Genomic DNA, 13,780 nt, shown 5'->3' with positions numbered 1-13,780 from the left:
GCTTAGTCTCTTTCCTGTTCAACGTAATTTGGCGCTTTTTTAGTGATTTCCACATCATGGGGATGTGATTCCTTCAAGCCGTTATCTGTGATTTGAACGAATTGTGCGGACTCTTTTAAATCAGCAACCGTATGTGAACCAGTATACCCCATTCCGGCCCGTAAACCACCATCAATTTGGAAAACAGCGTCTTCGGCGACGTCTTCTTTGGCAAGGTAATCAGAGACCATGACCAAATCAGCGCCACCGGCCAAGGCCTTAACAACATCACCTGAATAATGGATACCGCCCTGAGCGATAACCGTCTTATCCATTGAGTCTGCCACTTCAGCAATGCCCATCACAGTCGTCAAGAATGGGTAGTGAATGTCATCAGGCCAGTCAGAATGAACTGAACGACCAGCAATCACGGCATCGACACCCAAGTCGAAGAGTTCCTTAGCAACTGCAGGATCTTCAATGGTGCCAACGGCCAAAATAACGTGGCTCAAGGCCGCCTTCAAGTCCTTAATTTCAGCGGCAATATCAGCCGTCAAATCATCATTTAAATATAGGAACAAAGCAGAAGCGCCAGCACCAGCAAGTGCCAATGCGCGCTCCTTCACATCAGCGGCCAACCAAATTTCAGCACCAACGGCCACGTGACCATCTTCAGTTGCCAAAGTCCGTGGGTGCTGATCCAAATCAACAGTTGCGGCACGCACAGCTTCAACAGCTGCCACTTGATCTGCAACAGCTTCACTAGCAGCAACCAAGCCCAATCCACCAGATTGAGCCACAGCCAAAACGACTTCTTGTTGATTAGCAGCTGGATTAATTGCTGCAGCTGCCAATGGGTTATTCAACGCCAATACGCCCAAATGCGTCTTCAAGTCGACTAAATGTGGCAAAACGTTTGAAGCTGCTGGGACCAAAAGGGTTTCGTCGTACCCCAAGCCGTGTCGTGTATTCATATCAGTCATAATTTCTCCCGATCAAAGGTTTGTGTTCGTAAAAATTACAAAGAAGCCTGGTAGTCAAAGACGTCGGTCGTCTTCTCAACGTTTTCGGCCTGGTCAATGGCTTCTTGCACGTTGTGCACACCCATTTCGGCCATTTCCTTGCGTAAGTGGTCCAAGATTGGCAACAAAATGTCAGCCAAAGTACCCTTATAGGCAACTCGGGCTTCAATTCCTTCTGGTACCATCTTCTTCGCTTCGTTAACTTCGCCCTGGAAGTAGCGATCCTTTGAACCATTTTCCATAGCAGCAATGGATCCCATACCACGGTAAAACTTAAACTTCTGGCCGTTGTCTTCAAAGACTGCCCCGGGGGTTTCCTTTGTGCCTGAGAACATTGAACCGAGCATCACGGCGTTCCCCCCCATGGCAATAGCCTTCATGATGTCATCGGGCGTCTTAGCACCACCATCAGCAATGATTGCCTTGCCACGGCGCTTAGCTTCCTTAGCAGCATCGCGAATGGCAGACAACTGTGGGACACCGATTCCGGCAACAACACGTGTTGTACAGATCGATCCAGGTCCAATTCCAACCTTGACGACATCAGCACCCGCATCATACAAATCAGAAGCAGCGCCTTCAGTGGCAATGTTGCCAGCAATGATGTTGACGTCAGGGAAAGCATTCTTAACTTCGCGAACCTTACGCAAAACCCCTTCTGATTGACCGTGAGCAGAATCCAAAATAATGGCATCAGCACCCGCAGCGACCATTGCACCAGCACGGTCCACCGTGTCATTGGTTACCCCAACGGCACCGGCAACAAGCAAGCGACCCTCGGCATCCAAAGCTGCATTGGGGAATTGATTCAAATCAACTTGGTGTTCCTTCACCTTCTTGATTTCCCCGGCTTGATCAGTGATTGTCATATTCTTATGAACAACACCTAAGCCACCAAACTGTGCCAGGGTAATGGCAAAATTAGCTTCTGTGACAGTATCCATTGCGGCTGATAGCAAAGGAATTTTCAGCTTGAGTGTAGGCGTCAATTCCGTTTCCAAAGAAACGGCATCAACTGAAATTTCGTCTTGCTTTTTGGCGACCATTTTCATATCTTCAAAGGTCAAACCCATTGGGACGAACTTATTTTTAATCTTAAATTCTGCCATGATTCTCCTCACCATCCTGCTTACAAGATCGACCAAAAAAAGAGCACTTTGCAGCTACCACAGCTCCGCAAAATGCTCCCTCAAAAAACCTTGATTGGCATTCACGGATAGTCACGACTTTTGGGGCGCGGTAGAGACTGCTGGCCATTTTCCAGCGATATATCTGTAAATTTCTCTTAAATTATTATTGATAATTGTACTCGGTTTTTTCTCATTTAGCAATAAAAATTCCCGAACATTAAATTATAAAAAGATGAGAATTTAATCCTCATCTTTTAGTTGATCCAACTGATCGGCCAACTGTTGTTCAGCCTCCAATTGAGCATCAATTGTCACCGCCTTTGGTCCCATTGATTTTTTCATTTGTAATTGCCGGTCGGCATCCCAAAACTCACCCGCAACGGAAACCGTTGACAAGAAATTAATAAAGGCCTTTGGGTCGACCTGGCGAACAGTTTCCTGCATTTCAAAGAGTTCAAAACGAGATAGCACCATCATTAATGTCGTTGACTCCCGCTTCGTATAAGCACCTTCTGAAGGCAAAATAGTAATGCCACGAATCAAATCACGGTGCAAAGCGTCGATGACTTCCGGTCCCCGACTTGTGACAATTAAAGCTGTGAGTTTTTGGTAACCGGTATAAATGGCATCGATTACTCGTCCAGTGGCATAAATGCCAATCAACGTGTACAGAGCATTTTGCCAACCAATAAAGGAACCAGCAATCAAGACAATCACAAAGTTAACTGCGTTGTTAAAGGCGCCAATTGATTTTCCAGTTCGCTTTTGCACAACCATCGAAATAATGTCAAAGCCCCCAGTTGAAAAACCATACCGCAAAGCAACTCCAACCGAAGCACCAACTAAGAGGCCCCCAAAGAGTGAGGCCAAGAGCGGTTGAGTCGTAAAAGGATGGACTGGCACGAAAATCAGAGCCAAAGCCACCACCATCGCGTTAATAAAGGAGAGGATGGTAAATTTACCACCAATTAATTTCCAGCCCATCACACCAATTGGAATATTGAAAATCAAAAAGAACAATCCAGTTGGAATCCGTAAATGCCAAGCATCAAAGACCAACAGGGACAGCAATTGCGAAATTCCATTAATTCCAACAGAAAAAATGCTATTGGGGATTAAGAAATAATTCAATCCAAAAACCTGTAGTCCAACGGAGATTACGAAAACAGCACTTGTCAGTGCGGCCTTACGCCAAGATTTTGTTAAAGCTTGCATGGCGAGCCTCTCTTTCAAAAAAGAATTTATCACTGTCTCTCATAATATCATAGAAGACCCATATCTTCAGCCTAGTAGCCAACTTTTTCCAAACAAAAGCAGAGATGAGAAAAACCATGATGATTTGATTCTTGATATAAAAAAAGCCAGACAAAGGTCTGACTAACAATTAATTAAATTATTCAACTTGGTCTGGCTCATGCCCACGATCTAACACCTGATTTAACAGGCCAAAACGGCGATATAAAACCAGCAAAACGGCCAGTCCACCGACAACCCCTAAAGCAGTTGCTAAACCAGCACCGACCTTTGTTGCCGTTGTCAGCAAGAAGGTCTTTGAAAGCCAAGTTAACACAAAGGCAACGATAGCCATGACGGCCGCTGATAGATAAGTCTTGACCCAAGTATCCTGAATCGTTCTCAACGAAACTTGGTAATGTTCCTTTAAGTACTTCATCATCAAGTAGAGCGACCAACCTAGGCCAAGGGCTGTGGCAATCAAAGCTCCCATACCTTGGAAGAGGTAAATCAACGGTGCTTGAATCACAACCTTAATGAACAAGCCATAACCAAAGGCCCGCATTACTTCTTTACCATGTGATAAGGCCTGCAAAACAAAGGCCAACAGCATAAAGAAGGACATAATAATCGTCAAAACAGCTGAGAACTGGAGCAAGTAAACCCCGGCTTGGACCGTTTGATCAATTGGGTAAAAGAATCGGTATAAAGGATCCGAAACGGCATACATACCAAGAGCAGATGGCACTAAGACTAAGGAGGTCAACCGCAAGACAGCAATTAGCTGTTCCTTTAGGACGCCCATTTGCTTAGCCGCCTTTTTGGCTGCCAAGATTGGCAAAGCCGTGGCCGCAATACTGGTGGCAAAAGAAATGACAATCATCACTAATTTATTCGGATTGGCCGAAAACAAGGCAAAATCAATCTGTAACTGACTAAGACTCGTATGAAAAAAAGCCTTCATCAATGGAAAGAACGTGTACTGGTCAACGAACAAGAACAAATTCGTTGAGGAACCTATGACAACAAATGGCCATGATTCTTTCAAAATATTGATGACCAGCGATAATGCTTTCGGCCCAGTTGGCTGAGCCTTTTGGTCTTGCCTTTCATCTTGTTGCTGATGGCGATGCAAAGGTTGGTCAGTCGCTGTTTGCTTTTCAGCAACTGCTGGCTGGTTGGCAGCACTCATTTTTGCCAAAGCGGCTTGTTCATCCGGCACGCCGGCAACTGGATGAATCAATCGTGCATAGCGCACCCAACCATAACCCAAGACAGCCAATGAGAAGAGTGCTCCGATAAAGGCAGCAAAGGTGGATTGAACAACGGCCCCGGTCCAGTTGCTACTATCATGGCTTAAGACGATCCAGGTAGCTAACAGCAAGTAAATCACACGGCCAACCTGCTCCCAAATATCAGACAAGGCTGAAATATGCATCAATTGGTGGCCCTGGAAAATTCCCCGGACCATCGACATCACTGGAAAGACCAAGACAGCCGGTGTCAAAGAATGCAAAACTGGCACAACCTGAGCATTGCCGTTCGATAAGAGTGGCGCTGCAACGTACAGCAAGGTCGAAAAGATAATGCCAAGCACTACCCCGATTTGTAGTGAGCGCTTAGTAAGGGCCCACAATCCATCCTGATCTTTTTTAGCAATTAGCTGGGCCATTACCTTGGAAATGGCTGATGGAAAACCAAAGGTCGCAATTGAAAGTAAGATGGCATAGATATTATACCCTTGCGAAAAGAGCGCATTGCCCTGGTTAGCTGCCTTGCCAAGCATGGCCAACCACGGCAGGATATAAACTGCTCCTAAGAGGCGAGAAACAATGTTTCCCAATGATAACCAAAAGGACCCCCGGACCAAGGCAGTATTCCCACCGCCCTGGCTTTGGTCCAGCGCCTGTTCATCACTGGCAGACCGTCCCAACGAAGCCACTGTTTGGTCTGCCAAAGCCGTTGTGACGTCATCAACTGGCTGGTTCTCATCACTATCTTTTTGGTTGGCCGACTGCGTTGACCGGCGCTTCAAGAAGGCTGATTTTTTTGTTGCTACTGCTGGTCGTTTGACTTCAAGCTCGGATTCAGACAATTTTTTTGGATTATCTTTTGGGCCGCTATGATTCAAATTCTGTTTTTGTCGTTGCGACCGTTTTGGCCAAAAAGCAACCATTTTTTCTTGCTTGGTTTTGGGACGAAGATTTTGCTCTAACTTGGCGAGCAACTCGTCAGCCGTTAGATGTTTTTCATCAAGTGGCGTCAGATCCTTTTTTTCTTGGTCACCCTCTTGTTTGTTGTAAAAATCCTGGCTCATACCGGTATCACCTTTAATATGTATCCCATTAGGAAGAAAAATCCATCTTCCTAACGGGCTATTCTTGGATTGTTTCAATTAAATCAGCTAAACACCAAGATAACACGTTCGCTCTTACTTCGCAACAATATTAACGAACTTACCTGGAATGGCAATAATTTTTTTGACTTCTAAACCATCCAAGTTTTTTTGAACTTTTTCATCAGCCTGAGCTGCTGCAATCAAGTCGTCCTGACTGGCATCAGCTGACAAAACTTGCTTTGAACGAACCTTACCGTTCACTTGGAAAATAATTTCCTTTGTATCGTCGACCAAGGCCTTTTCGTCATACGTTGGCCAAGCAACATAAGTGATTGATTCCTTTGAACCCGTCAACTTTTGCCACAATTCTTCGGCCAAATGTGGTGCAAATGGTGCTAACATTTGCACGAAACCTTCCATGTAGGCAGCTGGAAGCTTGTCGGCCTTATAGGCATCATTAACAAAGACCATCAACGTTGAAATAGCAGTATTGAAATGCATGTTTTCCAAGTCTTCCGTCACCTTCTTGACCGTCAAATTGTATTCCTTTTTGAGCGTGTCATCGGTTTTATCCGTCAACTTGTCCGTTACAGAACCATCCTCATTGATGAGCAAGCGCCAAACACGGTCTAACCAACGACGAGATCCCGTCACCCCTTCTTCAGACCATGGCTTATTCTGAGTCAAAGGTCCCATAAACATTTCATAAATTCGAAGCGTATCGGCTCCATACTCGTTGACGATGTCATCAGGGTTAACCACATTGCCCTTCGACTTGGACATCTTTTCGTGATTAGCACCCAAAATCATTCCTTGGTTAACTAATTTTTGGAATGGCTCCTTTTCCTTGACCACGCCAAGGTCATACAAGACCTTGTTCCAAAAACGAGCATACAAGAGGTGCAAAACAGCGTGTTCTGCCCCACCGACATACAGGTCAACATTCTTCCAGTAAGCTAATTTCTCAGGATCAGCCAAAGCCTGGTCATTCTTTGCATCGATATAGCGTAAGAAGTACCATGATGATCCAGCCCATTGTGGCATGGTATTGGTCTCACGGCGACCCTTCATGCCATCTTCACGAGTCACTTCCAACCAGTCCTTAGCATTGGCCAATGGTGATTCACCAGTACCAGAAGGCTTCAATTGCTCCTCTGTCATTTCTGGCAAACGCAATGGTAATTCATCCTCTGGGACCAACGTCTGTGTACCATCTTCCCAGTGGATAACAGGGATTGGTTCACCCCAGTAACGCTGACGAGAGAAAATCCAGTCACGCAAGCGGTAGTTAACCTTCTTTTCACCAGCACCATTTTCTTCTAACCAAGCAATCATCTTATCGATAGCCTCTTGCTTACCCAAGCCGTCGACAAAGCCTGAGTTAATGTGTACGCCTTCGCCACTATAAGCTTCCTTGTCGATATTGCCACCCTCAATAACTGGAAGAATGCGCAAGTCAAACTTTTTAGCAAAGTCGTAATCACGCTGATCATGCGCTGGCACGCCCATCACAGCACCAGTTCCATAAGAAGCTAAGACATAGTCGGCAATCCAGATTGGCAACAATTCGCCATTAACCGGGTTCTTCGCATAAGCTCCAGTGAAAACCCCTGACTTATCCTTGTTCAAATCAGTTCGTTCCAAGTCAGACTTAGTGGCAATTTCTTCTTGATAAGCCGCCACGGCTGCCTTTTGATCAGCGGTCGTAATCTGGTCAACCAAATCATGTTCTGGTGACAAAACCAGGTAAGAAGCGCCAAACAAAGTATCTGGACGAGTTGAGAAAACTTCAATCTGCTGACCGGCATGCCCATCAACTGCAAAGCGAATAGCGGCACCAATTGAGCGACCAATCCAGTGGCGCTGTTGCTCCTTAATCGCTTCAGGCCAATCCAAGTCATCCAAATCATCAATCAAACGGTCAGCATAGGCCGTAATCTTCAAAACCCATTGCTTCATTGGCTTACGGTAAACTGGATATCCGCCACGCTCCGTCTTGCCGTTAATCACTTCTTCGTTGGCCACGACCAGGCCACCACCTGGAAAATCAGGAGCCCAGTTGACCATGATTTCATCTTCATAAGCCAAGCCCATTTCATAGAGCTTTTCAAAAATCCACTGCGTCCACTTGTAATAGCTTGGATCCGTTGTCTTAATTTCACGGTCCCAGTCGTAAGAAAAGCCCAATGACTTCACTTGGTTCTTAAAAGTTTGAATGTTTTGGTCCGTAAAGGTTGCGGGATTGTGACCCGTCTTTAAAGCATACTGTTCGGCTGGCAAACCAAAAGCATCCCAACCCATTGGATGCAAAACATTAAAGCCACGAGCGCGCTTAAAACGCGATACGATATCTGTGGCTGTATATCCTTCTGGATGACCTACGTGTAATCCTTGGCCAGATGGATAGGGAAACATGTCTAAGGCATAAAACTTTTCCTTATCTGATTTATCTGATGCTGCAAAGGTTTGATTCTTATCCCAAAAATTTTGCCACTTTTTCTCAATTGTTTTGTGATCGTATCCCATTTTATTCCTCCATCTACTAAAAAACGCCCTATGTTAAGCCACTTGGGCCTAACATAGGGCGATTATCATCGCGGTACCACCTACGTTTTGTTCAATTGCTTGAACCTCGAAGTTGCCTTAACGCAGCAAGACGTACCGACTACTCCACTTCACCGGTAGGGGTTTCAACCGAGTTCATGATTTTGGTTGGCAAGCTTTCAGCCCCGCTTACTTTCTGACGCTCCGCAATCACTACTATTGTTGAAAAGTACCTTCATTATAGCATAAATCAGTAAAAATTCGTATACTATAGATTAGAAAAGAAAAAGGAGCTCGCGATGCAAATTTCAAATCGACATTTTATTCAAAGTACACTTGAAGAAACAGTCGCACCTGGTAACCTCGTTGTCGATGGTGCTGCTGGTATCGGCTTAAACACACGCTTTTTATCAAGCCGTGTGGGCTCACAGGGCCAAGTCTTGACCTTTAGCGAAGAGAAAGAAAATGCGAACCAAATCGTTTCATCTCTTTTTATGGCCGGCCTACAAGACCGCGTTGATGTTATCAACGGCGTTTTGACTCAAGACAAGTTGCAAGCACAAATTGGTAAAATTTCAAAACTTGACCTTGCCATCCTTGATTATGGATCCGACACCGGCACTTCCCTTCCGGACCGAGAAACACTCAACAAACAAATTACCCTTCTTTGGGACCACCTTAAGGATGATGGCCTCTTGATTGTCAACTTAACCCGGAACCAGCAGGCAGCCAACTTCGATGTTTCCATCACAAATGATACAGATAAGGCCAGCTACCAAACCCATTCTGATTTAACTTATTTGATTGAACGCAAAGACCGTTAGTCCCAGCATATCAACTGGTAAAATGGTATAATAACGCCAATCAATAAAACGGAGGCAAAATTCATGGGACGAATTGTCAACCAAGAAGAGCACATTAACACACCCTTAGAAGAACTCATCGACCTACCCATTCTTGATACACAGCAAGATAAGGAAGCGCGAGACAAGGCTTTGGGTATTAAAAAAGACAAATAAAACTTAAAAAAGCCCGCTGGCTGTTCAGTAATTACTGACAGTAGCGGGTTTTAATTTGGAACGTGCAATTTTAAGCAAAAGAAAAAGCCCACTAAAGTGGGCTTTTGAAGAAATAATAAATTATTATTCTTCGATTTCAGTAACAGTTCCGGCACCAACAGTGTGGCCACCTTCACGAACAGTAAACTTCAATCCCTTTTCAATGGCAACTGGTGCAATCAATTCAACGTCGAACGTTACTTGGTCACCAGGCATAACCATTTCAACACCGGCTGGCAATTCAACAACACCAGTAACATCAGTAGTGTGGAAGTAGAATTGTGGACGGTAGTTAGTGAAGAATGGTGTATGACGACCACCTTCGTCCTTAGTCAAAACATAAACTTCGGCCATGAACTTCTTGTGAGTCTTGATTGAACCAGGAGCAGCCAAAACTTGACCACGTTCGATCTGGTCACGGTCAACACCACGGAGCAAAGCACCAATGTTGTCACCAGCTTGAGCTTCTTCCAAAGTCTTACGGAACATTTCGATTCCAGTAACCGTAGTCTTTTGGATTTCATCCTTCAAACCAACGATTTCAACTTCAGTACCAGTAGTCAAAACACCACGGTCAACACGACCAGAAGCAACAGTACCACGACCAGTGATCGTAAATACGTCTTCGACAGGCATCAAGAATGGCTTGTCATCTTCACGTGCTGGAGTTGGGATGTATGAATCAACAGCGTCCATCAATTCCATGATGACCTTAGCTTGTTCTTCATCACCTTCCAAAGCCTTCAAAGCTGAACCCTTGATAACAGGAATGTCATCGCCTGGGAAATCATATTCTGAAAGCAATTCACGAACTTCCATTTCAACCAAGTCGATCAATTCTTCATCGTCAACCAAGTCAGTCTTGTTCAAGAAGACAACCAAATGTTCAACACCAACCTGGCGAGCCAACAAGATGTGCTCACGAGTTTGTGGCATAGGACCATCAGTTGCGGCAACAACCAAGATGGCACCATCCATTTGAGCAGCACCAGTGATCATGTTCTTAACGTAATCCGCGTGACCAGGGGCATCGATGTGGGCATAGTGACGAGCATCAGTCTCATATTCGATGTGAGACGTGTTGATCGTGATACCACGTTCCTTTTCTTCAGGAGCGTTATCGATTTCAGCGAAATCAGTAGCAGTTCCACCATCTTTTTCTGCCAATACCTTTGAGATAGCAGCAGTCAAAGTAGTCTTTCCGTGATCGACGTGTCCGATCGTACCAATGTTAACGTGGGGCTTATTGCGAACGTAAGTTTCCTTAGCCAATGTAGTTTCCTCCAATTTTATCTCTCAGTTTTTGTCCCGAGAAAATCGTATGTTTATATTTTACAACGCCTGGGCCATAAAGGCAACCATTAAACTGCGTTTTTCTGGCACTTAAGCCGACACTTATTATACTAAGTTCTCGAATTTTTGTAAACACCCATTTGCTAAGGAGTCTACTGCCCTGCCAGCTCAGCCAATGCCTGCAAAACCAAGTCGTGTACCTGTTTTTGTTTAGTCTCTTCTTCTGGTGCCTGCTCTTGGTAAAAGGCTGACAAGTCAGCATCCACCCAGGCCATGGCATCCAAGATACTTTCTTCTAATCGCGGAAACAATAGCATGGCTTCTAAACGTAGCTGGTCAAACAAAGCCTGGTAGGCAATTGGATCTTCTTGACCAACTTGGTCATCCAAAGCCGCAACAAGTTTTTGAAAGATCTGATTGGTGAACACGGGCGAGATAGCCTGCAAATCAATTTGATGGCGTTCTTGATTAAGCCATTGGTAGGTCACAACCCCAGTCTCCCCAAGCTCCTGTAGGTCACTCAAAAGCGTACTGCGCATCAGCGGACTGGCAAAGGGATCAACTAGTAAGAATTTCGCCCCTGTGACAAAGGTAGCTACGGGCAAGTGTAAGGCTTGTTGGTAGCGTTCCTGTTGTGCCACCATCGATTCGTCGCTAAGATGGTAAAAATGCTGGGCAATCGTCTTAAGCGTCTGCCCCTGCTGGTTTTCGGCCTTCCTTTCACCGTCTCGAATTTGTACCAACAGACCTTCGATTAGTTCCTGGTTTGGACTCTGCAAAGCCCATTGTTGGGCGGACACAAAGTTTTGTATTTGCAAAAGCAGGTCAAAGTACAACAAGAACAAATTTTCATGTTGCGCATAATCGGACAAAAAATCAGAAGCATAATCTTTGGCTAATTGGTATTGTTGGTCCTCTTTTAGCGCCAGCACCAACTGGCGGTTGAGGGTCAAAGTTTGCTCTTCTTGGTAAACTGTCACAAATAGACCAGCTGCCTGATGGTAGTGTTCCTGGTTAAATTCGGCCTCAGCCTGGTCTTTGATTTCAATCAATGTCTTTTCCAAGTGAAACTCCTTTTACTCTAATAAGGCAACTTGCGCCTCTATTCTAACAAAGAAAAAAGGCCCTGACGGGTCTTTTTTCAAAATGATTGATAACTATTACTGCCAATTGCTGCAAATGCCAATGTCAGGAATTAACCCCGTTTAACCACCTAAAATTTTAATTATTGGTTGACAGTTTGTTGCTTGGCTTGGTTCTTTTGACCCTTGCCCTTATTTCCCGGATTCTTGGGCTTATTTTGCTTTACTTGATTATTTTGTTTCTTTTGGTTGTTACCTTGTCCCGACTTTTTTTGACCCTTTTTTTGGTCTTTATTCCCGTTGGTCTTCTTGCCCTTTTGACCAGCAGCTTCTTGCCCCTTTGAATGGTGTGGTCGGCGGTTTTGGTTAACTTCCATCACCACGGGCATTACCATTGGCCGGCGACGAGTTTCGTTAAACAAGAAACGAGACAATGATTCCCGAACACCATTCTTAAGTTCATTCCAGTCAAAGGCTTTCGCATTCTTCAAATAGTCTTCAATGGCATCAATCGTCAGCTTACCAGCCTCCTTCATCAAGTCGCGGTTTGCCTTAACATAAACAAAACCCCGAGACGTCATCTTTGGCTTTGAAACAACCTTGCGCTTCTTGCGATCAATTGTTACGACTGTGACAAAGACACCATCTTCAGATAAAATCCGACGATCACGAAGAACGACATTACCGATGTCATTCAAAGAATCACCGTCAATCATGGTTTCCCCAATCGTAAAGCCACCCTTCTTTTCAAAAGTTTGGCCATCATAAACGTACTGGTCACCACGCTTAGCCATGATAATTTTTTTTGCTGGAATATCGACTTCCTCGGCGGCAGTTTTTGCCGTCACCATCACTCGGAATTCACCGGAAACAGGGAAGAAAAATTCTGGCTTCATGAAATTAATCATCATCTGCACGTCTTCAGCTGATCCGTGACCAGATGACCGTAAATCAGCTGAAATCTGTTTGACGTCGGCTCCTTGTTGGAAGAGCAAGTTTCGTGTTTGGGCCACATAAGACTCAACAGCAAAAGACGGTGTTGTTGCAATAAAGACTAAATCAGCAGCGCCCAAGCTAATATTAGGATTTTCACCCTTAGCCATCTTGTGCAAATTTTTAACGGGTTCGCCCATTTTACCGGTTTCCAAAACAACGATTTGGCCTGCCGGCAATGTCTCTAAATCTTTCAAATCAGCAAAAAGTTCTTCCTTTGGCAATGGCAAATTCAACTTTCCCAAATTCAAAGCAGCATGAACGATTTGTTCCACATCTTGCCCAGAAAAAATCAAGCGACGATGAGTCTTGGCCGTAGCGTCAATAACCTGCTGGACACGCTGAATATTAGAAGCGACCACAGCGACAATAATTCGCTTGCCTTTGGCAGCCACAAAGCTGTCTTCAACATACTGATGAATCTTCTTCTCGCTCACCATTGGCTTGCCAATATCTTCAGTTCCGGCCGCATCAGCTAACAATGCCAAAACTGGCTTAGCACCAATTTCAGCCAAACGAGCATAATTTGTTTGATAAGAATCCTCTGCGGTTTGGTCAAACTTAAAATGACCAGTATAAACAATCTGACCCTCATCCGTTCCCAAAACGACTCCTAAAGCTTCGGGAATGGTATGCGTGGTATTGAAGAATGAAACCTTAACGGCACCAAAATCAATTTCAGTATTTTCATTAACCACGTGAAAATCATCAAAAGCCTTTAAATCAGCTTCTGCTTGGATGGCTAATTTCGCCAAAGCAATGGTCAAGTCAGAACCAAAAATTGGCACCTGCAGCTGTTGCAACAAGTATGGCAAAGCACCAATCGAATCTGCATGACCGTGTGTCAAAAAGATTCCAGCAATTTTTTCTTGGTTATTAACGAGGTACTCAAAATCAGGGATGACAACGTCAATCCCGAGTTGTTCCGTCTCGGGGTACTTGAGTCCGGCATCTAAGATGAAAATTTCATCGTTGACCGAAACGGCATACATGTTTTTGCCGTTTTCACGCACTCCCCCAAAGGGAATTATTCTTAAATCTGTCATGTTCTATCCTTTTGTCGTTACTACTTTTTTAAAGCGAATCATCTTGAAAAGGCAGCTTGGAT

General features: G+C 44.6%; 10 protein-coding genes and 1 riboswitch. Of the genes, 2 read left to right on the top strand and 8 right to left on the bottom strand.

The annotated features are described in order from the left end of the window. Positions 1 to 2: 2 nt before the first annotated feature. The 5 genes from ACSYSR_RS06090 to leuS form a co-directional block, all read right to left on the bottom strand. The gene (locus tag ACSYSR_RS06090) at positions 3 to 962 is read right to left on the bottom strand and encodes an IMP dehydrogenase (protein WP_489815793.1); all 960 of its coding nucleotides are present in this window, start codon (positions 960 to 962) and stop codon (positions 3 to 5) included. A 35-nt stretch (positions 963 to 997) separates the two neighbouring features. Then, positions 998 to 2,110 (bottom strand): IMP dehydrogenase, encoded by a 1,113-nt coding sequence (guaB, locus tag ACSYSR_RS06085; protein ID WP_489815794.1) that lies wholly within the window; start codon positions 2,108 to 2,110, stop codon positions 998 to 1,000. Between the two features lie 88 nt (positions 2,111 to 2,198). Continuing rightward, positions 2,199 to 2,295: riboswitch (purine riboswitch) on the bottom strand. 76 nt (positions 2,296 to 2,371) lie between these two features. After that, on the bottom strand, positions 2,372 to 3,346 hold the full coding sequence (locus ACSYSR_RS06080; RefSeq protein ID WP_252773752.1) for a YitT family protein: 975 nt from the start codon (positions 3,344 to 3,346) through the stop codon (positions 2,372 to 2,374). A 178-nt stretch (positions 3,347 to 3,524) separates the two neighbouring features. Next, the gene (locus tag ACSYSR_RS06075; protein WP_489815795.1) at positions 3,525 to 5,681 is read right to left on the bottom strand and encodes a putative polysaccharide biosynthesis protein; all 2,157 of its coding nucleotides are present in this window, start codon (positions 5,679 to 5,681) and stop codon (positions 3,525 to 3,527) included. Between the two features lie 114 nt (positions 5,682 to 5,795). Further along, a complete protein-coding gene (gene leuS / locus ACSYSR_RS06070; RefSeq protein ID WP_489815796.1) occupies positions 5,796 to 8,228 on the bottom strand; it encodes a leucine--tRNA ligase in 2,433 nt (810 codons plus the stop codon). Between the two features lie 317 nt (positions 8,229 to 8,545). Between leuS and ACSYSR_RS06065 the strand changes: the two genes are divergently transcribed. Further along, positions 8,546 to 9,070, top strand: a complete 525-nt coding sequence (locus ACSYSR_RS06065; protein WP_489815797.1) for a hypothetical protein — start codon at positions 8,546 to 8,548, stop codon at positions 9,068 to 9,070. 63 nt (positions 9,071 to 9,133) lie between these two features. Beyond that, complete coding sequence (locus tag ACSYSR_RS06060; RefSeq protein ID WP_256470326.1) at positions 9,134 to 9,265, top strand: hypothetical protein; 132 nt, start codon at positions 9,134 to 9,136, stop codon at positions 9,263 to 9,265. 123 nt (positions 9,266 to 9,388) lie between these two features. Here ACSYSR_RS06060 and tuf read toward each other — a convergent pair whose 3' ends face one another. The 3 genes from tuf to ACSYSR_RS06045 all read right to left on the bottom strand — a co-directional run bounded on the left by tuf (position 9,389) and on the right by ACSYSR_RS06045 (position 13,718). Continuing rightward, entirely contained in the window at positions 9,389 to 10,576 is a 1,188-nt protein-coding gene (gene tuf / locus ACSYSR_RS06055) for an elongation factor Tu (RefSeq protein ID WP_059393490.1), read from the bottom strand. 173 nt (positions 10,577 to 10,749) lie between these two features. Then, positions 10,750 to 11,661 (bottom strand): type I restriction endonuclease subunit R, encoded by a 912-nt coding sequence (locus tag ACSYSR_RS06050; RefSeq protein ID WP_489815798.1) that lies wholly within the window; start codon positions 11,659 to 11,661, stop codon positions 10,750 to 10,752. Positions 11,662 to 11,822: 161 nt separating this feature from the next. After that, complete coding sequence (locus tag ACSYSR_RS06045; RefSeq protein ID WP_489815799.1) at positions 11,823 to 13,718, bottom strand: ribonuclease J; 1,896 nt, start codon at positions 13,716 to 13,718, stop codon at positions 11,823 to 11,825. Positions 13,719 to 13,780: the final 62 nt, after the last annotated feature.

It is taken from the genome of Fructobacillus sp. ESL1096 (genome assembly GCF_058511985.1).
Note: the sequence above shows the minus strand (reverse complement) of the source record. Positions and strands in the feature narration are given on the sequence as shown.